Annotated in this window: 19 protein-coding genes; 10 read left to right on the top strand and 9 right to left on the bottom strand. The window is 67.8% G+C overall.

The genetic code is table 11. The features are described 5' to 3' along the window. The first annotated feature begins 53 nt into the window (after positions 1-53). The gene (locus ACN5W5_RS12455) at positions 54-1,043 is read left to right on the top strand and encodes a 2-hydroxyacid dehydrogenase (protein ID WP_420048827.1); all 990 of its coding nucleotides are present in this window, start codon (positions 54-56) and stop codon (positions 1,041-1,043) included. A 13-nt stretch (positions 1,044-1,056) separates the two neighbouring features. On the opposite strand, the gene ACN5W5_RS12450 is transcribed toward ACN5W5_RS12455, so the two are convergent. The 4 genes from ACN5W5_RS12450 to ACN5W5_RS12435 all read right to left on the bottom strand — a co-directional run bounded on the left by ACN5W5_RS12450 (position 1,057) and on the right by ACN5W5_RS12435 (position 4,597). After that, entirely contained in the window at positions 1,057-2,034 is a 978-nt protein-coding gene (locus ACN5W5_RS12450) for an ankyrin repeat domain-containing protein (protein ID WP_420048826.1), read from the bottom strand. After that, positions 2,031-2,606: an RNA polymerase sigma factor gene (locus ACN5W5_RS12445; RefSeq protein ID WP_420048825.1), complete on the bottom strand. Its 576-nt coding sequence runs from the start codon at positions 2,604-2,606 to the stop codon at positions 2,031-2,033. Before ACN5W5_RS12445 ends, ACN5W5_RS12450 begins: the two co-directional genes overlap by 4 nt. A 52-nt stretch (positions 2,607-2,658) precedes the next feature. After that, complete coding sequence (locus tag ACN5W5_RS12440; RefSeq protein ID WP_420048824.1) at positions 2,659-3,564, bottom strand: hypothetical protein; 906 nt, start codon at positions 3,562-3,564, stop codon at positions 2,659-2,661. 100 nt (positions 3,565-3,664) lie between these two features. After that, a complete protein-coding gene (locus tag ACN5W5_RS12435) occupies positions 3,665-4,597 on the bottom strand; it encodes a LysR family transcriptional regulator (RefSeq protein ID WP_420048823.1) in 933 nt (310 codons plus the stop codon). 290 nt (positions 4,598-4,887) lie between these two features. Between ACN5W5_RS12435 and ACN5W5_RS12430 the strand changes: the two genes are divergently transcribed. From ACN5W5_RS12430 to ACN5W5_RS12410, 5 genes are all read left to right on the top strand, one after another. After that, a complete protein-coding gene (locus ACN5W5_RS12430; protein WP_420048822.1) occupies positions 4,888-5,520 on the top strand; it encodes a DUF4148 domain-containing protein in 633 nt (210 codons plus the stop codon). A 136-nt stretch (positions 5,521-5,656) separates the two neighbouring features. Further along, positions 5,657-6,040: a hypothetical protein gene (locus tag ACN5W5_RS12425; RefSeq protein WP_420048821.1), complete on the top strand. Its 384-nt coding sequence runs from the start codon at positions 5,657-5,659 to the stop codon at positions 6,038-6,040. A gap of 102 nt (positions 6,041-6,142) precedes the next feature. After that, entirely contained in the window at positions 6,143-6,412 is a 270-nt protein-coding gene (locus tag ACN5W5_RS12420; RefSeq protein ID WP_177137885.1) for a MoaD/ThiS family protein, read from the top strand. Between the two features lie 28 nt (positions 6,413-6,440). Continuing rightward, positions 6,441-7,535 (top strand): WD40/YVTN/BNR-like repeat-containing protein, encoded by a 1,095-nt coding sequence (locus tag ACN5W5_RS12415; RefSeq protein WP_420048820.1) that lies wholly within the window; start codon positions 6,441-6,443, stop codon positions 7,533-7,535. A 174-nt stretch (positions 7,536-7,709) separates the two neighbouring features. Continuing rightward, complete coding sequence (locus ACN5W5_RS12410; protein ID WP_420048819.1) at positions 7,710-8,624, top strand: 2OG-Fe(II) oxygenase; 915 nt, start codon at positions 7,710-7,712, stop codon at positions 8,622-8,624. A gap of 36 nt (positions 8,625-8,660) precedes the next feature. Here the strand turns inward: ACN5W5_RS12410 and ACN5W5_RS12405 are convergent, their stop codons facing one another. Genes ACN5W5_RS12405 through ACN5W5_RS12390 form a run of 4 tightly spaced genes read right to left on the bottom strand, consistent with a single transcriptional unit; the run spans position 8,661 to position 12,891 of the window. Then, positions 8,661-10,028: a sensor histidine kinase gene (locus tag ACN5W5_RS12405; RefSeq protein ID WP_420048818.1), complete on the bottom strand. Its 1,368-nt coding sequence runs from the start codon at positions 10,026-10,028 to the stop codon at positions 8,661-8,663. Next, entirely contained in the window at positions 10,025-10,687 is a 663-nt protein-coding gene (locus tag ACN5W5_RS12400) for a response regulator (RefSeq protein ID WP_420048817.1), read from the bottom strand. The genes ACN5W5_RS12405 and ACN5W5_RS12400 overlap by 4 nt, the downstream gene beginning before the upstream one ends. A gap of 19 nt (positions 10,688-10,706) precedes the next feature. Further along, a complete protein-coding gene (locus ACN5W5_RS12395; protein WP_420048816.1) occupies positions 10,707-11,786 on the bottom strand; it encodes an endonuclease/exonuclease/phosphatase family protein in 1,080 nt (359 codons plus the stop codon). Positions 11,787-11,820: 34 nt separating this feature from the next. Further along, positions 11,821-12,891: a substrate-binding domain-containing protein gene (locus ACN5W5_RS12390; protein ID WP_420048815.1), complete on the bottom strand. Its 1,071-nt coding sequence runs from the start codon at positions 12,889-12,891 to the stop codon at positions 11,821-11,823. Between the two features lie 125 nt (positions 12,892-13,016). On the opposite strand from ACN5W5_RS12390, the gene ACN5W5_RS12385 reads away from it, so the two are divergent. Together ACN5W5_RS12385 and fdhF are read left to right on the top strand one after the other, a co-directional pair. Next, positions 13,017-14,837, top strand: coding sequence for an NADH-ubiquinone oxidoreductase-F iron-sulfur binding region domain-containing protein (locus ACN5W5_RS12385; RefSeq protein WP_420048814.1), 1,821 nt, complete (start codon positions 13,017-13,019; stop codon positions 14,835-14,837). Further along, positions 14,834-17,680, top strand: coding sequence for a formate dehydrogenase subunit alpha (gene fdhF, locus ACN5W5_RS12380; protein ID WP_420048813.1), 2,847 nt, complete (start codon positions 14,834-14,836; stop codon positions 17,678-17,680). The genes ACN5W5_RS12385 and fdhF overlap by 4 nt, the downstream gene beginning before the upstream one ends. Positions 17,681-17,773: 93 nt before the next feature. On the opposite strand, the gene ACN5W5_RS12375 is transcribed toward fdhF, so the two are convergent. Continuing rightward, positions 17,774-19,573 (bottom strand): DEAD/DEAH box helicase, encoded by a 1,800-nt coding sequence (locus tag ACN5W5_RS12375; protein WP_420048812.1) that lies wholly within the window; start codon positions 19,571-19,573, stop codon positions 17,774-17,776. A gap of 328 nt (positions 19,574-19,901) precedes the next feature. Between ACN5W5_RS12375 and ACN5W5_RS12370 the strand changes: the two genes are divergently transcribed. Next, entirely contained in the window at positions 19,902-22,025 is a 2,124-nt protein-coding gene (locus ACN5W5_RS12370) for a DUF1631 family protein (RefSeq protein WP_420048811.1), read from the top strand. Positions 22,026-22,080: 55 nt separating this feature from the next. After that, on the top strand, positions 22,081-22,626 hold the full coding sequence (locus tag ACN5W5_RS12365; protein WP_420048810.1) for a hypothetical protein: 546 nt from the start codon (positions 22,081-22,083) through the stop codon (positions 22,624-22,626). Positions 22,627-22,671: the final 45 nt, after the last annotated feature.

Here is a 22,671-nt window from a genome sequence, read left to right as displayed (position 1 = left end):
TCGCGCCCCGCTTCATCGTTTTGAGGGTGCGCGTGTTTCCATTGAAAGCCGACATGAACCAACGCCCCGCCATCCTGATCGCACGCGCCGTGTTTCCCGAGGTGGTGGCGCGCCTGCGCGAGTACTTCGAAGTGGAAACCAACGATGAAGACGCGCCGTTCACGCCCGCGCAACTGATCGAACGGCTGCAGGGCAAGCTGGGCGTGCTCACCACCGGCAGCGAGCGCATCGACGCGGCGCTGCTGGCCGCCTGCCCGCAACTCAAGGTGGTCTGCAACATCGCGGTCGGTTACAACAACTTCGACGTGCCGGCCATGACGTCGGCCGGCGTGCTCGCCACCAACACGCCCGACGTGCTGACCGAGACCACGGCCGACTTCGGCTTTGCCCTGCTCATGGCCACGGCACGACGCATCACCGAGAGCGAACATTTCCTGCGCGCCGGCCAATGGAACCGCTGGGCGCTGGACATGTTTGCCGGCGCCGAGGTGCACGGCAGCACGCTGGGCATCCTGGGCATGGGCCGCATCGGCCAGGCCATCGCCCGGCGCGGCGCGCACGGCTTTGGCATGAACGTGATCTACCACAACCGCTCCCGGCTTGACACGGAGAACGAAGCCGCCTGCCGTGCGCGCTACGTCAGCAAGGCCGAGTTGTTGCAGCAGGCCGACCACCTGGTGCTGGTGTTGCCCTACAGCGCCGAATCGCACCACGCCATCGGCGCCGCCGAGCTCGCTCAGATGAAGCCCACGGCCACACTGGTCAACATCGCGCGCGGCGGCATCGTGAACGACGCGGCGCTGGCCGTGGCGCTGCGAGAGAAACGCCTCGCGGCCGCGGGGCTTGACGTGTTCGAAGGCGAGCCCTGCGTGCACCCCGACCTGCTCGACGTGCCCAACGTGGTGCTCACGCCGCACATCGCCAGCGCCACGCTCAAGACCCGGCGCGCCATGGCCGACCTGGCCGCCGACAACCTGATCGCCTACCTGACCCGCGGCGAGGCGCTGACCCCGCTGAACGCCGGTTTGCCGAACCCGCGCTGAAAACCGCGAGGGTCTAACGCAGCAGTGGCAGCACCGCGGTCTGCCCGGCCTGCGTGGCGTGGTCGGTGGCGCTCAGACCCTCCCTGTCGCGCAGCGCAGGCTCGGCACCCGCATCCAGCAACAGGCGGATCAACGTCACATCGCCGCGTTGCGCCGCGAGCATGAGGGCAGTTCGTCCTGTGGCATCGCGGGTGTTGACATCGGTGCCTGTGGCGAGCAGGCGGCGCACGGCATCAGGATCCCCCTGAGTGGTGGCCGCGAGCAGAGGTGGCAGGGCGGCCGCTGATCGAGCGCGGTCGGCCACAGGCGCCTCCCGGCGCAGCGTCGCTGCGTTGCGGGCCGGTTCCCGGTCTGCGGGTGCCGCGGCTGGTGCAGCCGGTGCACCGGCCATCGAAGCGCGTGCCGAGTCGGCCGCCACGGGTGCTGGCGCCGGGCCGGCAGCGGGCGCCGCCGGCCGCTGCGGTGCCGGTGGCCGGACCTTGGCGGGTGCCGGCGTGGCCGCGGCTTCCCGGGCCGCATGGGGAACGAGCGGTGGCGCAGGCGCGGGTTTCAGCGATGGGGCCGTGCCCGCCTCGCGGCGGTCCGTCGGGCCTGGCGCCGGTTCACCCGCGGGCTGGCTGTCTGTCGCAGTGGCGGGCGCTGGCCGCATGGCAGCCGGCGCTGGAGGTGAGCCGAACGCGGCCTCGCGCTCCTCGGGCGATCCGCGGTCGAACTGCAGCACGAGCAGACCCACGAGGCCGAGCACGGCCAGGCTGCCCAGGGCGCGCAGGGTCCACGAAAGGTCGTTGCTGGCGGGTGCACGGTCCCGGACCGAAGCCCCGTCTTTCTGTGCAGCGGCCACGCTGCGCGCATGGGCCAGCACGGCCTCGCGCAGCGCGGGATCAGGGCGGGCGTCGTCGAGCGCGTTGGCTTCGTGGTAGCGGCGCAGCAGCCGGTCTTCGCCGCCGCCGTCGCCGTCGGGCGTGCTGGGTGGTGGGGGAAAGCGGTTCATGCGTGCGCCTCCAGGGTTTCGCGCAGGCGGGCGCGGGCGTAGCGCAGGCGGCTCTTGGCCGTTTCGGGGGTCACGCCGGTGGTCTGGGCGATTTCGGCCAGGCTCAGGCCGCCTTCGGCCTGCAGCAGAAAGGCTTCGCGCTGGTTGGCGGGCAGTGCGGCGAGCGCATCCAGCAGCGCCTGCGCCTGCTCGCGCGAGGTCAGCCGGCGCTCGGGGCCGAAGCCGGATTCGGCCGCCAGCGTGTCGGCCAGGCTGGCGCCGTCTTCGGAGGTCGCATCAAGGCTGGCGTGGTGCTTGTGCGTGCGCCAGTGGTCCACCAGCCGGTGGTGGGCGAGGGTGAACAGCCAGGTGCGCCAGCGGGCGCGCACTTGGTAGGCCGGTGCCTGCCGCGCCAGGCTGAACCACACGTCCTGCACCAGATCGTCGGCCAGGGCGCGGTCGTTCACGCTGCGCATCACGAAGCGCCACACCGGCAGGGCATGGCGGTCGTAGAGGGTTTCGAAGGCGCGCGGGTCCCCGGCCGCAAAGGCCAACATCAGCTGCTCGTCAGAGGGCGCATTCACCGCGGACATGCGGTGGATTATGGCGAGCGGGTGGTGCGTTGCACCGCCACGGGCTTCAGCATCAGGACGGGTCGGGCGCGTAGCCGGGGTGTGGTGCACCGGGAAACGGGTTGGGCCTTGGGGGCATGGGCGTAGTCGGCAGGATGCCCATGGCGATCAGGTTTTCGCGGCTGTCGTAGCGGATGCGGATCAGCTCGTCGGGCCGTTCGCTGCGGCGCTCGAACGTGGTGTGCCCCACCCACGAACCTTCGCGCTCGCCGTGACCGGTGCCCAGGCGGGGTGCCGGGCTGGCCGGGGCCATGCGGCGTGAAGCCGGCGCGGCTTCACGGGCCATCGCGCTGGCGCTGCTGTCGCTGGAACTGTCCGCCGAGGCCCCGGCCCCCTCGGCGCGGTTTTTGAAGTCCGTTACCGATTCGGCGTCGGACAGGCGTTCGCGTGAGGGATAGGACTGGCTGTAGGGCTCGGGTTGAGGTGCGATGACCGGCGGGGGCGGCGTCTTTTCGCGGAACACGGCCACGCCGATCACGCCCACCTGCGCCGGGCGGCCGGTGCGCGCGGCGTAGGACGCGGGGGCCGCGGTGAAGTGGAAGGCGGCGACCTCGGCGTCGCTCTTGCGCCAGCCGGTGATCTCGTAGCGCTGCCCGGGGCTCAGCACGTAGCCGGTCTGGTGCCAGGCGGCGGTTTCGCCCGAGACGACGTTGACGCCGTCCACCGACACGACCCCGAGCACGCGGCCGTGCGTGGTGTTGCGCAGGGCCACGGCGTAGCGCGCGCCGGGCCGCCCGGCCACCCAGTGTTCGCCGCGGTGCTGGTAGACCGGCAGGGTTTCGCCGCTGTCGCGGTCGATGACCTGGATGTCGCTCAACCGCCCCAGGGCGTGGGCGGGCAGGGCGCTGAAGAGGGTGAGGGTGAAGGCCGCGAGCGCGGGCAGGGCCAGGCGGCGCAGGGCTGGGCGATGGGGGTTCATGGAGGCTCCTGAAAAAGAAGGTGGAGCCCACTGAAACGAAGAACCGCGCCCGACGGGGTTGGCGCGCCCCGGGATTTGTGTAACAGCGTGTGCGTGCCGCTCAGCAGCGCTCGCAGGCGCTCAGCGCCTGGGCCACACCGAGGCGGGTCTGCTCGGTCAGGTAGTCGAGAAACACCCGCGTGCGCTGCGGCATGAACTTGCGGCTGGGCAGGGCGGCGTAGAGGGTGAAGCGGCCGGCGATCCAGGGGCTGAGCACGCGCACGAGAGCGCCGCTGGCCAGGTGCGGGGCGGCGATTTCCACCGTGGCACCGGTGATGCCCGCGCCGTCGAGCGCCGCGCGCTGCAAGGTGTCGTTGTGGTTGGCCCAGAGCACGGGCGTCACATCCAGTTCGACTTGCTCGTTGTCGTCGTCGGCGCGGAACAGGCGCCAGTAGCGGCTGCGCAGGCCTTCGGGCTTGATGCGCAGGCAGTCGTGCTGCTGCAGGTCGGCCGGTGTCTGCGGCACGCCACGCCGCGCCAGGTAGGCCGGCGAAGCGACCAGGATGGCCTCGGTGCTGATCACCTTGCGCGCGATCACGCCACCGTCAAAGCCATCGCTGGCGCCGAGCAGGGTGATGTCGAAATCTTCGATCGGCGGTTCGCGGTGCGACTCGACCTCGATGTCGAGCCGGATGTCCGGGTAGGCCTGGCGGAAGCCCGTGATCAGCGGGGCGAGCACATGGGTGGCGAGCACGGGGGGTGCCAGGATGCGCAGCACGCCCGAGAGCGTGTGGGTGTGTGAGCTGACCACGGCGTCCGCTTCGTCCAGGTCCTGCAGGATGTGGCGCACCCGCTGCAGGTACTGCTCGCCGGCTTCGGTGAGCGACTGGCGCCGGGTGGTGCGGTGCAGCAGGCGCGTGCCCAGGTGGTCTTCGAGATCGGCGACCAGACGGGTCACCACCGCGGGCGACATGTCCAGCGCCCGGGCCGCGGCAGCGAAGCTCCCCTCGTCGATCACCCGCAGGAAAACACGCATCGAAGTCAGACGGTCCATGAGGTGAGGCTCCAGAAATTCAACAACCTTATTGTTGCTGAAAACGAAATGGATTGACGTTGATATGGTGATTTTTCTTTGGAAACAGAAACTTTAAAGTTCACCCATCGCAGCGAAACAACCCCCTAAACCGCTACGAAGCCCGACCGACCTGACCGGTGTTTCTGAACTTTCAACGGCAACGAAACAAACCGAAAAACAGCGAAACCTCGCTGAGAAGACACCCCAGGGCCGGCCCGGCACGATCCATCCGTCATCCACTTTTTCACTCCCCCGAAAGGAAACGCACCATGAAATTCGCAAACCGCTCCACCGTTCTGTCCTCCGTCGCCCTCGCCATCGCTGCCCTGAGCGCGGGCCATGCCCTCGCCGCCGATCCGGCCGATGGCAAGACACGTGATCAGGTTCGCGCCGAATACCTGGACGCCCAGCGCAATGGCGACCTGCTGGCCAACGGCGAGACGGGCCAGACCCTGCGCCAGTTGAACCCGGGCGCCTACCCCGCGGTGGCCGTGCAGGCCAAGACCCGCGCCCAGGTGCAGGCCGAGCTGCTGGCGGCCCAGCGCCGCGGAGACGTCGTGGCCAACAGTGAAACCGGCCAGACGCTGGCCGAACTGGCACCCCAGAACTACCCGGACCGCGCTGTGGCCGCTGCCAAGACCCGCGACCAGGTCAAAGCCGAACTGAGCGAAGCCCAGGCCCGTGGTGAGGTGGTTGCCAATTCGGAAACCGGCCAGACCGCCAAAGACCTGAACCCCGGCCGTTACGCACACACCGCTGTGGCCCAGGGCAAGACCCGCGAGCAGGTGCGTGCCGAGCTGCGCGAAGCGCAACGCAATGGCGACGTGATGGCCAACTCGGAGAGTGGCCAGACGCTCAAGGAGCTGAACCCCGGCCGTTACCCTGTCTCGTCGATGAACTGATCCCTGTCGGATCCCGCGATGGCGGCCTGGTGACCTTCAAGTCGCCAGGCCGTTTTTTTGTGTGCGGCGGCCATCGAAGGGGCATGGGCCATCTGGTACAAACCGGGGCCAACCAACGGCGCAACCCAGGAAACCCATGAGCACATTCAACAAAGTGGTGTTGTTCACCGACACCGATGGCCGGGCGGCCTTCCGCGAAGAGACGGTGGCCTTGAGCGAGGGCACACCTGCGGCCCGCCTTTCGCCGTTGATGCCCTCGGAGGGTTTTCAATTGCGCGAGAGTCCGGTGGGGTTTCGCAGCCAGTTCCATTGCACCGGCGCACCGCAGTGGCTTTTTGTGCTGCGGGGGCAGATGGAGATCGGCCTGCAGGACGGCAGCTCGCGCACCTTCGGCCCGGGTGATCATTTCTATTCGGCCGACACCTTGCCCGACGGTGCGACCTTCGACCCTTCGGTGCACGGCCACTGGAGCCGACAGGTGGGCGATCAACCACTGGTGACGCTGTTCGTGCGCGGCTGATCCGCCGCGTCGCCGGGCCACCCGCTCGACAACCCTGAACGCGCCGGGGTGGCGCTTGTGCCGGCCGCGCTCCTGCCGGAAACTGGCGGACTGTTTATTGCCATGGTTACGGTCGAATTTGCCCCCACTCTGCGCCGCCATGTGGACTGCGCGCCCCAGCTCGTCGCACCCGGCGCACTGCGCGAAGTGCTGGAAGCGGCACTGCTCGCCGCGCCCGAGCTGGCGCATTACGTGTTTGACGACCAGCGCGCGGTGCGCAAACACGTGGCGGTGTTCGTCAACCGTCAGATGGTGAGGGACCGCGCCGTGTTGAACCAGCCGCTGGCCGCGGGCGACCGGGTGCTGGTGGTCCAGGCGCTGAGCGGCGGTTGACACCCTCCACCCATGCCAGGAGATCGAGATGCAGACGCTGTTGCTCGCCACCCGCAAGGGCCTGTTTGTGCTGGGCGGTGCGGTCACGGACTGGGCCATCGCCGCCCACCACTTTCCGGGTGAACCGGTCACCGCTGTGCTCGCCGACGCGCGCGACGGCGCCTGGACCGTGGCGCTGCGCCTGGGCCACTTCGGCGTCAAGCTGCACCGCAGCGTCGACCGCGGTCAGACCTGGCAGGAGGTCGCTGCCCCCGCCTTTCCGCCGAAACCCACCGAAGGCCTCTGGGCCGATGACGCCACGCCCTGGAGCGTGGACCTGACCTGGTCGCTCGCGGCGGGTGGTCCCGACCAGCCAGGCACGTTGTGGGCGGGCTGCATCCCGGCCGGGCTGTTCCGCTCCGACGACGCCGGTGCCACGTGGTCTTTGAACACTTCGCTCTGGGAACAGCCGGGGCGCCGCGACTGGATGGGCGGCGGTTACGACCACGCGGGTATCCACTCCATCGTCGTGGACCCGAGGGATTCGCGCCATGTGACGGTGGCCGTGTCCTGCGGCGGCGTCTGGCAGACGAACGATGACGGCGAGCACTGGGCCCTCACCGCCCGCGGCATGACGGCCGACTACCTGCCGCCCGAAAACGCCGACGATGGCAACGCGCAGGACCCGCATTGCATGGTGCAGTGCGCGGCCAACCCCGATGTGTTGTGGCTGCAGCACCACTGCGGCATCTACCGTTCGGACGACGGTGGCCAGCGGTGGATCGGCATCACCGCGCCGGCGCCCTCGGGCTTTGGCTTCGCCGTGGCCTGCGACCCGCACAACCCGCAGCGCGCCTGGTTCGTGCCGGCGCAGGCCGATGCCTGCCGCATACCGGTGGGCGGGCGCATGGTGGTGAACCGCACCGACGACGGCGGTGTCAGCTTCCAGACCTTCTCCAGCGGCCTGCCACAGAGCCACGCCTACCACCTGGTCTACCGCCACGGGCTGGACGTGAGCGCTGACGGCCAGACCCTGGCCATGGCCTCAACCACGGGCGGCCTGTGGATCAGCGCCGACGCGGGTGAACATTGGAAGGCCATATCGAGCGACCTGCCGCCGGTGGCGATGCTGCGGTTCGTTTGAGGTAGCCGCTTTCCCCGCGCGGCGTTTTGCGATCGCCGCTTTCCGGGGGTATCCCGGAGCAGCCAGTTTGCCGCCTACCCGTGGCGGTGTCTTAAGCGATTCTTAAGTCGCGTTTCTTTACATTTTCAGGCTGGCTGCGAGGGGGCGCATTCGTTCCATTCACGTGGAGGAGTGATGGATGCAGGTCTTGTGATGGCTCGCGGCACGAACTATTCACGAACAGGTGTCGAGGAGCACACAATGCCGGCCAAAGGACTGACCAATCGGTTTATTTTTGATGACCCGAAATACGCCGCTCTCGCGACAGAGGGCGCGGTCAAATACAAGCAGGGGTCTCCTTTTCCCCATATCGCATTCGACAATTTTTTGCCCGAAGACGTGGCCGACGCGGTGCTGAAGGAATTTCCCCAGCCGGGCGATATCGACTGGCACAACTACAACCGCCAGACCGAAATCAAGCTGGTCTGCGCCGACGAGGCGAAATTTGGACCGGTGACACGCAATCTGTTCTACCAGTTGCATTCGCTGCCCTTCCTGCGGTTTCTGGAAAAGGTCACGGGCATCCCGAACCTGATTCCCGATCCGGCATTGCGTGGTGGTGGTCTGCATCAGATCCGCCGAGGTGGTCTGCTCAAACTCCACGCCGACTTCAATCACCACGACGCCACCTTTCTGGACCGGCGCGTCAACATCCTGTTGTATTTGAACAAGGACTGGAAAGAGGAATACGGCGGTTATCTGGAACTGTGGAACAAGGACACGTCGTTCTGCGGTGACAAGATCCTGCCGGTTTTCAACCGTTTGGCCATCTTTTCCACGACCAGCGAATCCTTTCATGGGCACCCAGACCCCCTGAATTGCCCGGAGGACATGACGCGCAAATCGTTGGCGCTCTATTTCTACACCAATGGTCGGCCCAAGGGTGAAGCCGATGGTATCCACACCACCATTTTCAAGGCCCGTCCCACCGAGGAGTTCAAAGGCGTCTTTTGGCGCATGGGTCAGGACTTTGCGCCTCCCATTCTGTGGCGCACCGCCAGGCGCATGCGTGAGCGCTTTTTCAGCGGCACGATTCAGAAACGCGGCTGAGCGCGTCCCGTGGCACGCCGCCATGTGCGGCTGCGTTCAGTCGGGTCTGGTGGTGTCCGCCAGCGCCAGGCGAATGCGCACCAGCAAACCCCCGGTCGGCGCTGTGCACAGTTCCAGCCGGGCCTTGTGCCGTTCGGCAATGCTTCGCACGATGGCCAGCCCGAGCCCGCTGCCGGTGGACTGTCCCTGATCCAGCCGGACGAAGCGCTCCAGGACCCTTTCACGGTCCGTCGGTGCAATGCCTGGCCCGTTGTCCATCACCTCGACCACGGCCTGGTTGTCGACCACTCGCAAGGCGAGGTCCACGCGGGCACCTTCCCCCGCGTAGCGCAAGGCGTTGTCCACCAGGTTGTCGAGCAGGGCGCGCAGAGCCTGCTCATCGCCCCACACACGAGCCGGATCGGCAGCGATCAGGCCCAGGTCGATGTGCTGCTCGGCGGCACGCGCCGCAAACGACACCACGGCCCCACGCACCAGTTCATCCAGTTGCACCAGCGAGCGTTCGGGCAGGCGCGCATCGGGTTCCAGTCGCGCGAGCAGCAGCAACTGCGACACCAGGTGACTGGTGCGCGCAATGCCGCGATCCAGGTCATCCAGCGCGGGCAGCCGGTCGGTCTCGGGCGCGCGCCGCACCAGCTGGGCCTGCAGCTTGACAGCGGCCAGCGGTGTGTTGAGCTCGTGCGCGGCATCGGCGAGAAAGCGCCGCTGGTTGACCAGCAGGGTGTCGAGGCGGGTGAGCAGTTGATTGAGGGTCTCAGCCAGGGGAACGAGTTCCCTGGGCAGTTCGCTGGTGGACAACGGCCGCAAGCCGGCCACATCACGTTGGCCCAATTCGCGGCGCATGCTTTCGAGCGGGCGCAGCGAGCGCAGCACCGCCTGATGGATCAGCATGCCCAGCACCAACACCAGCACGCCCAGCGGAATCAGCAGCCACGTGATCAGCTCGTAGAAGTGCTGCCGCCGGATATGGGTGGTCACCGCCACCTGAACCACGCGCTCCGCATGCGGCAGTGTGTAGAGGCGCCAGCTCTGACCACGCCAGGTGACGATGTGGTGTCCCTGCGCCTGCATGGGCGGCCCGACCTCCGGTAACGACGAATAGAGCAAACTGCCCTGATGGCTCCATATCTGGCTGACGAACTGGTCGAGGTATTTGTCGTCGGCAAACCACCTTTTTTCGAGGATGGACAGGTCCTGCTGGGCTGGTGAGGTGCCCTGGTAGTTGCTGGCTTCCAGCGAAGGATCGTGTCGCAGCACGGTCTGTGCGATCTGTTCGAGTCCCTGGTCCCGCACATCGTTGAACCCCACCCAGGCGAGCCGGAAGGTCAGAACACTGACCACCACCGCCGTCAGCAGCAGGGCCGAAATCTGCCAGAGCAGAAGGCGTGACCGGATGGATCTCAAGCGAGTTGCACCAGCTTGTAGCCCACGCCCCGAACGTTCACGATCCAGGGCTCGCCCAGCTTCTTGCGCAGGTGGTGAAGATGCACCTCGACGGCGTTGCTGGTGACTTCATTGCCCCATGTGTAGAGCTGCTTTTCGAGCAGGTCCAGCGACAGCACGGCACCGGGTTGGCGCATCAGTATTTCCAGCAGATCAAACTCGCGCGGCGACAGCGCCAGGGCCGTTTCGCCGAGCCGTGCCGATCGCTCGATCGGGTTCAGTTGCAGCCGGCCCAGCTGGAGCTGCGGCTGGCTTTGACCGGTCTGCCGGCGGGCGAGCGCATGGATGCGTGCGGTCAGTTCATCGAGATCAAAGGGCTTGCTCACGTAGTCGTCGGCACCCAGGTTCAATCCGGCCACACGATCGTGAACGGCGTCCCGGGCGGTCACGAACATCACCGGGGTACTGACTCCCTGCTGGCGCAGGCGCCGCAGCAGCTCCAGACCGTCGATCTTGGGCAGCCCGATGTCGAGCAGGATCACATCGTAGGTGTGGCTTTCCAGTGCGTTCAGGACATGCTGGCCGTCGCGCACCCGGTCCAGGGTGAATCCGGCCAGATTCAGGCCTTTTTCCATGCTGTCGCCCAGCATGGCATCGTCTTCAGCGAGCAGCAGTTTCATGGGGAATGGCGGGACTTGGTCAGCGCTCAATTACACCAGAACCGCTGCGCTCACCCACCGCTTGCGGCGCCGGTTCCGGCAGCCGCAGGCGCAGCAGCGCGCGCACGAAACCGTGGTCGCTGCGGCTGCGGTCGCGCCCTTCGAACAGGTGGTCGTTGAACACCTCGACGCGTCGCACATCCCCGATCGATGAGCGGCTGGTGGCGACGAATTCTTCACTCACCAGCACCTGGTCCAGCACTTCGGGGTAGCCTTGATGAATGTGGGAAAAGGCCACGTCGCGGCGCAGTGCGGCCTCGCCCATCACATCCCAGGCGCTGAAGAGCGCGTTGTCGCGCGCACCCTTGTCGTAGGCCACCTGCGAGGTGGCGGCGATGAGCTGGGTGGTGACGCTGTGCGGCCCGTCGTTCAGGTCGCCCATCACGATCAGCGGCAGGCGCGTGCGGTGCAGCAGTTCCACCACCTTCAGCCGCAGCGCCAGCGCTTCGCCGGCGCGCATGATGAGCGAGCGCAACGAGCCCACGGCCTGCACCGCCGGGTCGTCCGGGTCTTCCAGCGGGTGGCCCTCGGCGTCCTGCAGGTACTTGGGCCGCTTGGATTTCAGGTGCGCCGTGATCACGCCCACTTCCTGACCGTGTTTCATGCGCAGCGTAGCGAACAGCGGCGCGCGTTCGAAGCGCGAGTGGAGCCCGAGGCCCGGCACATCCACCACCGCAGCGGCCGGAAAGTCGGTCAACGATGTGACCGATTCGACCTTGAGCCGCGTCACGATGCCCACGCGCGGCGTGCCCTGCGCGCCCGTTTGCCCGGGTCCGTTTTCCGCGCCGGGCACGCTCACGAAATGGTATTGCAGGCCACTGCGCGCCACCGCGGCGCGCAGTGCGAGCTCGTCCCACACCTCCTGCACCGCGAGCACGTCGGCGTTGAGCACCTTGAAGCGCTCGCCGAGCCAGGCCACCTTGCGGTCGAACTCATGCTGGCTGTAGGGGTCCTGGCCGTCGTAGAAATGCCGTCCGGGTTGCGCCAGGTTGAGCACGTTGGCGGTGGCCACCATGAGGGTGGCGAAACGCGAGGGGTTGGGCGGAGCAGGGGCTTGCATGGTTGCACTGTAACCAGCGTGAAGGTGCCTGTGTTCAGGTACTTCCGAAGGCTTCGCGCCAGGGGGTGATCCGCCCCGAGTGCGCCGCGTCGTAGCCGGGCAGGGCGTCCACCGTGCGCTTGAAGCCGGGGTCGGCCAGCGTGCGTTGCACCGCCTGCATGGCGGGGTGATCGAGCGTGGCCGCGCGGCAGACCAGCACGTAGCGCTCGTTGACCATGGGGATGAAGTCGAGCTGGAAATAGCGTGCGGGCCGCTCCAGCCCGAAGCCGGCGTCGGCCAGGCCGCTGGCCACGTACGCGGCCACCGAGGCGTGCGTGGCTTCGCTCTGCTCGAAGCCCTGGATCGGCTGGTCGGCCAGGCCTTTTTCGCGCAAAAGGCCTTCGAGCAGGAAGCGCGTGCCCGAGTCCGCCGGCCGGTTGATGAACTTCACATCGGCGCGGGTCAGGTCCTGCAGGTCGTAGATCTTGCGCGGGTTGCCCGGCGCGACCATCAGCCCCTGGCGCCGCGTGGCGATGTCGATCACCCGCAGGTCTTCGCCGTCGAGCCACTGCGCGTAGTGCGCCAGCGCGCGCGGCTGCTGCGAGCCGATGGGGATGTGGATGCCGCAGGCGTCGCAGGCGCCGTCGCGCAAGGCCGCGGCCGCCGCGGTGCTGGTGGCGTAGCGGCGCTCGATCGGCACGCCTTCGGCCATCAGCGATTCCATCAGCTTTTCGATCGAGAAGCCGTAGCTGGCGTGTATGCGGAAGGCCTGCCCGCCGGTGGGCGACACGCGGTGAATCTCGGTCGCCAGTTCGGAAGCGATGGAGTCGAGGATGGGTTGCAGGCGCGCCAGGATGCGGTGATCGGCCCACACCAGTTTTTCGGCCAGCGGCGACAGGGTGGAACCCTTGCCGCGTTCCATGTGCAGCAGCGTGGTGTTGAAATGGGCCTCGCCCGCGCGCACCAGGTCCCAGCCGTGGCGGTACGACAGACCCAGCCGCTGGCATGCCGCCAGCAGGCTGCCTTCCTGGTGAACCGCACTCAGCAGCTCGATCAGCCGGGGCGACAGGGCCACGTTGTCGGCGCCCTGGATGGTCCAGACCGGTTTGATGGTGATTTTTTTCATCGTGGGCAACTTTATGCGGCGCGGCTCATATGGCTGTGGCGACGCCGCTCATATTGCCAAGCGCGCCCGCGCAGGCGACCATTGTCCATGCGACCCGCGCGCCCGGCGCGAACCACCACCGACCCATGATTGCCACCAGTCCATTGCCCACACCCGCCGCGGTTTCCATGGTCACACCCGACGCCCTGCGTGCCCAGCTGCGCCGCCGCGGCCAGCTCAAGGGCCGCCAGCCCGATGACGCCTCGCGTGCCGAGGTGTGCGCCCTGATCGGCACCGGGCCGCACCGGCGTGACCGGCTGATCGAGCACCTGCACGCGCTCAACGACGCACACCGCGGCCTGTGGGAGCGCCACCTGGTGGCGCTGGCGGCCGAGATGCGCCTGTCCATGGCCGAGGTGTTCGAGGTCGCGAGCTTCTACCACCACTTCGAGGTGCTGCGCGAGGGCGACACGCCGGCCGCGTTGACCGTGCGCGTGTGTGACGGGCTCAGCTGTGCGATGGCCGGTGCGCAGGATCTGCTGGCGAAGTTGCCCGCGATCCTGGGCCCAGATGTGCGCGTGATCCCCGCGCCCTGCGTGGGCCGCTGCGAGCAGGCACCGGTGGCGGTGGTGGGGCAGTCGCCCGTGTTGCTGGCCGATGTGGCCTCTGTGCAGAACGCGTGTCAGTCGGGTGCGACGACACACCCCGCCGCGCGTGACGACGGCGCCTTCGACCCGGCGGCGGTGGCACCCTGCGTGATCACGGCGGGCTTGCAGGACGTGGCGCCCGCGTACGTGGGTTACGCCGCCTACCGTGCGCAAGGTGGCTACGCGCTGGCGACGGCGGTGCAGGCCGACGCGCGCACCACCGAGTCGGTGCTCAAGGCCATGGAAGACTCGGGCCTGCGCGGTCTGGGTGGTGCCGGTTTCCCGGCCGGGCGCAAGTGGCGCATCGTGCGTGAGCAACCCGCACCGCGCTTGATGGCCGTGAACATCGACGAAGGCGAACCCGGCACCTTCAAGGATCGCACCTACCTGGAGCGTGATCCGCACCGCTTTCTGGAGGGCTTGCTGGTGGCGGCGCAGGTGGTGGGCATAGAGGCCGTCTACATCTACCTGCGTGACGAGTACCACGGCGCGCGCGCCATCCTGGCCGCCGAGCTGGCGCGGTTGCAGGCCGAGCCGCCGTTTCCGCTGCCACGCATCGAGCTGCGGCGCGGCGCGGGTGCCTACATCTGCGGCGAAGAGTCCGCCATGATCGAAAGCATCGAAGGCAAGCGCGGCGAACCGCGTCTGCGCCCGCCCTACATCGCGCAGGTCGGCCTGTTCGGCCGGCCCACGCTGGAACACAACTTCGAGACGCTGTACTGGGTGCGCGACATCGTGCAGCGCGGCCCGGCCTGGTTCAGCGGCTTTGGCCGCAACGGTCGAACGGGCCTGCGCTCGTTCAGCGTGAGCGGGCGCGTGCAGCAACCCGGCGTCAAGCTCGCGCCGGCGGGCATCACGCTGCGCGAACTGGTGGACGACTACTGCGGCGGCATGGTCGAGGGCCACACGCTGTATGCCTACCTGCCTGGTGGTGCCTCGGGCGGCATCCTGCCGGCTTCGCTGGCCGACGAACCGCTGGACTTTGACACCTTGCAACCCCACGGCAGCTTCATCGGCTCGGCCGCGGTGGTGGTGCTCAGCGAGGCCGACAGCGCACGCGACGCCGCGCTCAACGCCATGCGCTTCTTTGCGCACGAGAGCTGTGGCCAGTGCACGCCCTGCCGTGTCGGAACCGAGAAAGCCGCAGCCTTGATGGCGCAACCGGGCGACTGGGATGCGCTCACGCTGGAGGACCTGGCCGTGGTGATGACCGATGCGTCGATCTGCGGCCTGGGCCAGGCCGCGCCCAACCCGATGCGTTGTGTTTTGAAATACTTTCCGCACGAAGTGCGGGCAGCTGGCGCAAAGGCTTCGACATGAGCACTTCCACCATTTCCTTCAAGCTCGACGGCGTCGAGCTGCAGGCCCAGGCGGGCGAGACCGTGCTCAAGGCCGCGCAGCGCCATGGCGTGGACATCCCGCACCTGTGTTTTACCGACGGGCTGCGTGCCGACGGCAACTGCCGCGCCTGTGTCGTCGAAGTGGCGGGCGAGCGCACCCTCGCGCCGTCGTGCTGCCGCACGGTCACACACGGCATGGAGGTGAAGGCGAAGAGCGAGCGCGCCCTGAAGAGCCAGAAACTGGTGCTGGAACTGCTGCTGGCCGACCGGCCCGACACGGGCCACAAGTGGGCCGACGAGCAAGGCGAGCAGCCTCACGGCGAGCTCAGCCACTGGGCGAACGCCCTGGGCGTGACGGCGCGCCCCGCACTGAAAGCCCTGCGCGCGCCCGCGCTGGCGCCCGACCTGAGCCACCCGGCCATGGCGGTGAACCTGGACGCCTGCATCCAGTGCACCCGCTGCGTGCGCGCCTGCCGCGAAACGCAGATGAACGACGTGATCGGCGTGGCCCACCGCGGTGGCCATGCGCAGATCGTGTTTGATCTCGGCGACGCCATGGGCGAGAGCAGTTGCGTGGCCTGTGGTGAATGTGTGCAGGCCTGCCCCACCGGCGCGCTCATGCCGAAGACGCTGGTCGGCGACCAGCGTGTCGACAAGAGCGTGGATTCGGTGTGCCCGTATTGCGGCGTCGGCTGCCTGCTGACCTACAAGGTCAAGGACAACACCATCGTCGCCGTCGAAGGCCGAGACGGCCCGGCGAACCAGGGTCGCCTCTGCGTCAAGGGCCGTTTCGGCTTCGACTACGCGCACCACGCCCAGCGCCTGACGAAGCCACTGATCCGCAAGCCCGGTGTGCCCAAGGACCCGGCTTCCACGGCCCGGCCCGGTGACTGGCGCGACGTGTTCCGCGAAGCCACCTGGGACGAAGCACTGGAGGCGGCGGCCGGTGGCCTGAAACACCTGCGTGACACACACGGCAAAAAGGCGCTCGCCGGTTTCGGCTCGGCCAAGGGCAGCAACGAAGAGGCTTATCTTTTCCAGAAGCTGGTGCGCACCGGCTTTGGCAGCAACAACGTGGACCACTGCACCCGCCTGTGCCACGCGTCCAGCGTGGCCGCCTTGCTCGAAGGTGTGGGATCGGGCGCGGTGAGCAACCCCGTCAACGATGTGGAACACGCCGCGTTCGTGCTGGTGATCGGTTCCAACCCCACCAGCAACCACCCGGTGGCCGCCACCTGGATGAAAAACGCCGCCGCGCGCGGCACGCAGATCGTGCTGGCCGACCCGCGCCGCACCGACCTGCACCGCCACGCCTGGCGCAGCCTGCAGTTCAAGGCCGACACCGACGTGGCCCTGCTCAACGCCATGCTGCACGTCGTGATCAACGAAGGCCTGACCGACGCCGACTTCATCGCCCGCCGCGTGGACAACTTTGATGCGATCCGTGCGCAGGTGCAGCACACCAGCCCGGAAGCCATGGCGCCCATTTGCGGTATCGCCCCCGAGACCATCCGCGAGGTGGCACGGGCCTACGCCACCAGCCCGGCGTCGATGATCCTCTGGGGCATGGGCGTGAGCCAGCACACCCACGGCACCGACAACGTGCGCTGCCTGATCGCGCTGGCCAGCATCACCGGCCAGATCGGTCGGCCGGGCACGGGCCTGCACCCGCTGCGTGGGCAGAACAACGTGCAGGGTGCGAGCGACGCGGGCCTGATCCCGATGATGTACCCCAACTACCAGCGCGTGAACACACCCGAGGTGCACGACTGGTTCGAGGCCTTCTGGAACACGGCGCTGGACAACCAGCCCGGCCTGACCGTGGTGGAAATCCTGCACAAGGCCAAGGCGCCCGCCAGCGATCCGCAGAAGATCTGGGGCATGTACATCATGGGCGAGAACCCGGCCATGAGCGACCCCGACCTGAACCACGCCCGGGAAGGGCTGGCCAGCCTGCAGCACATGGTGGTGCAGGACCTGTTCATGACCGAGACCGCCTGGCTGGCGGATGTGGTGCTGCCCGCCAGCGCCTGGCCCGAGAAGACCGGCACGGTGACCAACACCGACCGCATGGTGCAGATGGGCAGGCGTGCGCTCGATTTGCCTGGGGATGCCAAACCCGACCTGTGGATCATCCAGCAGGTGGCCCGTCGTCTTGGGTTGGCCTGGAACTACGAGGGCGAAGAGTCCGGTGTGGCCGCGGTCTTTGAGGAAATGCGCCAGGCCATGCACGGCGTGATCGCCGGTGTGAGCTGGGAGCGCCTGCAGCGCGAAGACAGCGTGACCTACCCCTGCCTGAGCGCGGAAGATCCGGGCCAGCCGATCGTCTTCACCGAACACTTCGCCACGGCCGACGGCCGAGTGCAGCTGGTACCGGCCGGCTTCAAGCCCGCCGCCGAACTGCCCGATGCCGACTACCCCTTCGTGCTCATCACCGGCCGCCAGCTCGAACACTGGCACACCGGCAGCATGACGCGCCGCAGCCAGGTTCTGGATGCCGTGGAGCCGCATCCCACCGTGAGCCTGAACGGCGCCGAGCTGGCGCGTCTGGGGGTGCCGGCCGGCGGCGTGGTGACCGTGTGTTCGCGCCGTGGCACGGTGGCGCTGCATGCGCGCCGCGACGACGGCATGCCGCCCGGCACGGTGTTCATCCCCTTCGCCTACGCCGAAGCGGCCGCCAACCTGTTGACCAACCCCGCGCTGGACCCGTTCGGAAAAATACCGGAGTTCAAGTACTGCGCGGTCGCGGTGAGCGGGGGGGGCGATCTGCACGCGGGTGTGGGTTATGGCGGTGGCGAAGCAGCGCCTGCGCCGGCTGCCTGAGCGGCCCGGGTCGCCAAAACAAAACAGCGGACCGAAGTCCGCTGTGATGGGGCCCTGAACGAGAGGTTCAGGGCCGGGGGCTGATGTTTGTGATCAGCGGATGCGACCGAAGCTCGTGCGCAGCGGATCGGCCGGGCCACCACCGCGTGGACCATCGCCACGACCCGGGCCGCCTCGGCCACCGCGGTTGCCATTGCCGCCACCGTTGCCGCGACCACGTCCACCGATGGAGTCGATGCTGGTGCGCAGCGGATCGGGTTGACCACCCGGTGCTGCGGCGCGTGCGCGCGGCTCGCGGATGCGCAGGCTGCCCAGGTGGGCGTTCGGGCCGGGCTGGCGCTCGCTGCCGTCACCGCGGTCTTCGCGCGGTCCACGGTCCTCACGAGGACCACGGTCGGCGCGCTCGGCATTGCGCGGTGCGTTGCCACCGTTGCGCGGCGGGCCGTTGCGGGGGCCGTTGGCCGGGCCGTTGCGGCCGGGACCGGCACGGCGGCCGTCGGCGCGTTGACCGTCGCGGGCGCCTTCGCCACGCGGCTGACCGTCACCTTGCGCCGCCGGACGCTGGCGCTGGCCACCACCGTTGCCACGGGCACCTTGCGGTGCGTCGGCTTTCTTTTCGCGCACGCGCTGCAGCATCTCGGTGCGCGCGGCCTTGGCGGCAGCGGCCATCACGTCACGGCTCGGCGGCTTGCCGGCACCACCCCAGATGGTCTGGCGGCCCATGGCGATGGGCTCGGCCTTCTCACCCGGCTCGGGCATGAACTCCTGGAAGATCTGCACCGGAATCTGCTGCTTGGTGAAGCGCTCGATGTCCATCATGAAGCCTTCTTCGTCCAGGCTCACGAGGTTGACGGCTTCGCCGCTCTTGCCCGCGCGGCCGGTGCGGCCGATGCGGTGCACGTAGTCTTCGCTGACGTTCGGGATCTCGTAGTTCACCACGTGCGGCAGCTCGTCGATGTCGATGCCGCGGGCCGCGATGTCTGTCGCCACCAGGGCGCGGATGTCACCGCTCTTGAAGCCGGCCAGCGCCTGGGTGCGGGCACCCTGGCTCTTGTTGCCGTGCAGCGCCATCGCCTGAATGCCGTTTTTCGTCAGGAACTCGGCCACGTTGTTGGCGCCGAACTTGGTGCGCGTGAACACCAGCACCTGGCTCCAGTTGTGCTGGTTGATGATGTGAACCAGGAGTTGCTTTTTCTTGCCGCGGCCCACGGGGTGGATCACCTGCGTGATGCGCTGCACCGTGGTGTTGCGCGGCGTCACCTGGATGCTCAGCGGGTCTTTCAGCAGGTTGTTGGCGAGGTCACGGATTTCGTCGCTGAAGGTGGCCGAGAACAGCAGACTCTGCTTGTCCTTGGGCACCAGGGCCAGGATCTTCTTCACGTCGTGGATGAAGCCCATGTCGAGCATGCGGTCGGCTTCGTCCAGCACCAGCATCTGCACGCCGGAGAGGTCCAGGAAACCCTGTTGCTGCAGGTCGAGCAGGCGGCCGGGCGTGGCCACCAGGATGTCCACGCCACGTTTCATGGCGTTGATCTGCGGGTTCATGCCGACGCCGCCGAAGATCACGGTGGAGGTCAGCGAGAGGTGTTTGCCGTAGGTGCGCACCGACTCTTCGACCTGGGCGGCCAGTTCGCGGGTGGGCGTGAGCACCAGGGCGCGGATCGCGATGCCGCCGAATTTGCTCTTGGCGCGCTCGCCGATGCTCAGCCGGTGCAGCATGGGCAGGGTGAAGGCGGCGGTCTTGCCGGTGCCGGTCTGGGCACCACCGAGCAGATCGCGCCCGGCCAGCACGGCGGGGATCGCCTCGGCCTGGATGGGGGTGGGGGTTTCGTAACCGTGCTCGCGCACAGCTTGGACAATGGCCGGGGCCAGGTTCAGTTCTTCGAAGTTCATTAAGGTGAGGCGCCCGTCCAGGGCGCTGGGGACATCTGCCTGGTCGGGCGCCTAAGCGTCCGTTCAGTTGAAGGCAGACAGGGTCAACAAGGTGGGCCGGCGGGCTCGACAGGGCGAGACGCTGAACCTCCAGCAGGCTGCTGGTGTTGCGAGCCACTGATGCAGCGCAACCCGCGTATTGTCGCATGTCTTGCAGAATGGGCGCTGGGAAGGACCGTCGCCGCACCCGGCGACCGCCGATTTCATAATGGTGCGCTGGCCCACGCCGTGCGCAAGCGCCCGGTGAACCCACCATCCGGGCGAGTCGATTCATGGACCTTGAACGCGAATGAACACCCAAAAGCTGATCCGCTCCGGCGTGGCCAACGACACCGGCAAGTTGCGGCCCTCCCTCCAGCATGGTCTGGAGGCGGCCCTGTCGGTCTCCGACTCGATGATCGACGAGGTGCTGGCACACCTGTCACTGGTGACCGACCCGGGGCGGCTGACGAACCTGCCGCAGGAGCTGGCCGCCATCGACCCCGATCAGGTGGAGCAGCTGGTCGTTCATTCGGACGCCCTCAAGGCGACCTGGGACCGCGAGTTGCGCCGCCAGTTTTTCGAGGGTGGCGGGCACGAAAACGAAAGCCAGTTGACCGTCCGGTTTGACGACCTGCGCCAGCTGGACGACCGGCACATCGACGCCAGCATCGAGTTCGCGATGGTCGAGCAGGAGCTCTCGCGGGCCGCGGCGGACCTGCTGCCCAGATTGAATGCCTTGATGAGCAGTCTCATGGGCTGGCTCACGGTGCAGCCCGATCTCAACCCCCTGCGGCCGGCCGCCTACGCGCGCGCCTTGCGGGCGGTCCTGCTGGTGCATGTGCCCGATCCGGCGCAGCGCAGCGCCCTGTTCGTCCCCGTGGCCGGCATCCTGGGCGAGAGCCTGCGGCAGGTGTACCGCGAGCTGATCCAGTGGCTGCACGCGCACGGCGTCGAGCCGCTGGAAAGTCCCCAAACGCTGCTGCAGGACAAGACGCCCCGCAACGCGGTCGGTCGAACGCTGCTCACTCTGGGGCACCTGAGGCAGCTGCTGGCCGGCGATTTCAGTTCGCAGGACGCGGGCGAAGGCTTCATCCACACCATGCCGCTGTCCATGAACGCGCTGGAAGACATGGACCTGATCGAGCCGCTGATACAGCGCCTGCGACAGCGGATCAGCGCACCCGCGGTGCGGTCTCCGCTGGCCGAGCTCCCGGTCGTGTCCGGGCACAACCTGGGCCGCCTGCTGGGGCAGGAGGTGGTGCGGCTCATGCTGGAGAACCTCACCCGGGACGAGCGCCTCCTGCCCGTCATCCGCCAGCAGATCGGGCTGCTCGAACCGGCGCTGATCCAGCTCGCCCTCGCCGACCCGCGCTTTTTCAGCGAGCGGCAGCACCCCGCCCGGCTGCTGCTGGAAAGCATCACGCAGCGCAGCCTGGGGTACCTGAGCCCGAACGAAGAAGGCTTCTCCGACCTGCTGCGCTCCATCACGGCGGCGGTCCGGTCCATCAACCGGGTGCAGGCCTCCGAAGAAGTTTTTGCGCGGCTGCTCAAGCGCCTGCGCCGGCGCTGGGAAGAAGACGACATGCGCAAGAACCGGCTGCGCGAGGAGGCGACCCGGGCCCTGCTGCATGCCGAGCAGCGACAGATGCTGGCCGAGCGACTGGCCACCGACTTCCAGCACCGCGTGCAGGGCAAAGAGGTGCCGGAGTTCGTGCAGCGGTTTCTGTGTGGCCCCTGGGCCCAGGCCCAGGCCGAATCGCAGCTGGTCTCCCCTGCCCAGGGCGATGAGGCGGCCGTCATGGACGGCGTGGCCGACGATCTGATCTGGAGTGCGCAGCCGGCGCTGATCCGCCGGGACGCCGAGCGCCTGCTGAAGCTGGTGCCCCGGCTGCTCGGGCAATTGCGGCAGGGCCTGCAGCGCATCGAGTACCCGGACGAGCGCATGGGGCAGTTTTTTGATGCCCTGGTCGCCCTGCATGAACAGGCTTTTGAAAGCCCGGTCCTGCCCGTGTTGACCGCACCCACCTTGGCGCCCACCACGGAAAGCGTTCCGGCCGAAGCGGCGGAATCGTTCTGGATGGCGGACAGTGAGGCGGCCGATGCCGGCTTTGTCGCCGGGACACCGCAACCCGAAGAGCAGGACACCGCGCAGCCGTCCGAATCCGGCTTGTCCACCGGCGCCTGGGTCGACCTGTTGACCCAGGGCCAATGGGTGCGGGCCCAGCTCACCTGGACCAGCCCGCGCGGCAGCCTGTTCATGTTCATCTCCGCCAGCGGCCTGGCGCACTCCATGACCCGCCGCACGCTGGACCGCCTGCTCGGGACCGATGCGCTGAGGATCGTCTCGCGGGGCGGGGTGGTCGAGGGTGCGCTGGATGCCGTGGCCCAGCAGGCCCTGCGCAACGTCCACGATCCGGACGACCTGGCCTGAAACAGGATCCGCACGCCCGTCGCATCCCCAGCATCCCTTGACCGGACATCTTTCATTGACCACCACCACCTTTGGCTACAGTGCCACCCAGGACCGCATCTGGATGCGTGTGCACGAACAGGACGCCATGGTCTGGCTCACGCGGCGCATGGTCGCCAACATCCTGGGGCCGGTGCTCAAGGCCTTCGAGGCGGCCACGCCGGGCGAGCAGGGTGGGGCGACGGCGGCAACCCGGGCGGCCATCGAGCACGATCTGTCTCTGAACGAAGTCGCGCCCGGCCAGCGCCCGGCGCAGATCCGCTCGGGTCGTGTGTTGCCCGGTGAGCGGAGCGGTGCCCAGGAGCGCCTCTGCACCCGGATCACCACGCGCACAAACAGCCAGTCGGTCGTGATGGCGTTCGACACCGAAACGGGCCCGATGGTCCTGCGCATGAGCCGCAAAGGCACCCACCTGTGGTTACAGGGGTTGGTGATGGTGCTCAGGCAGGCCCGCTGGGATTTGCCCGAACCCCTGCCGACCTGGCTGGGTGCGGGTGTGCTGCCCGCGTCGGTGCAGGAGCTGGTCGACAAGCCCTTGCCCGACGATCTGGATGCAAGTTGACGGGCCGGCGATAATCAAAGACTTTTCTCAGACCGTCTCCAGCGA

It is taken from the genome of Hydrogenophaga sp. ZJX-1, assembly GCF_048590325.1.
Lineage (GTDB): Bacteria > Pseudomonadota > Gammaproteobacteria > Burkholderiales > Burkholderiaceae_C > Hydrogenophaga.
This window is presented reverse-complemented; position numbering and strand designations above follow the sequence as displayed.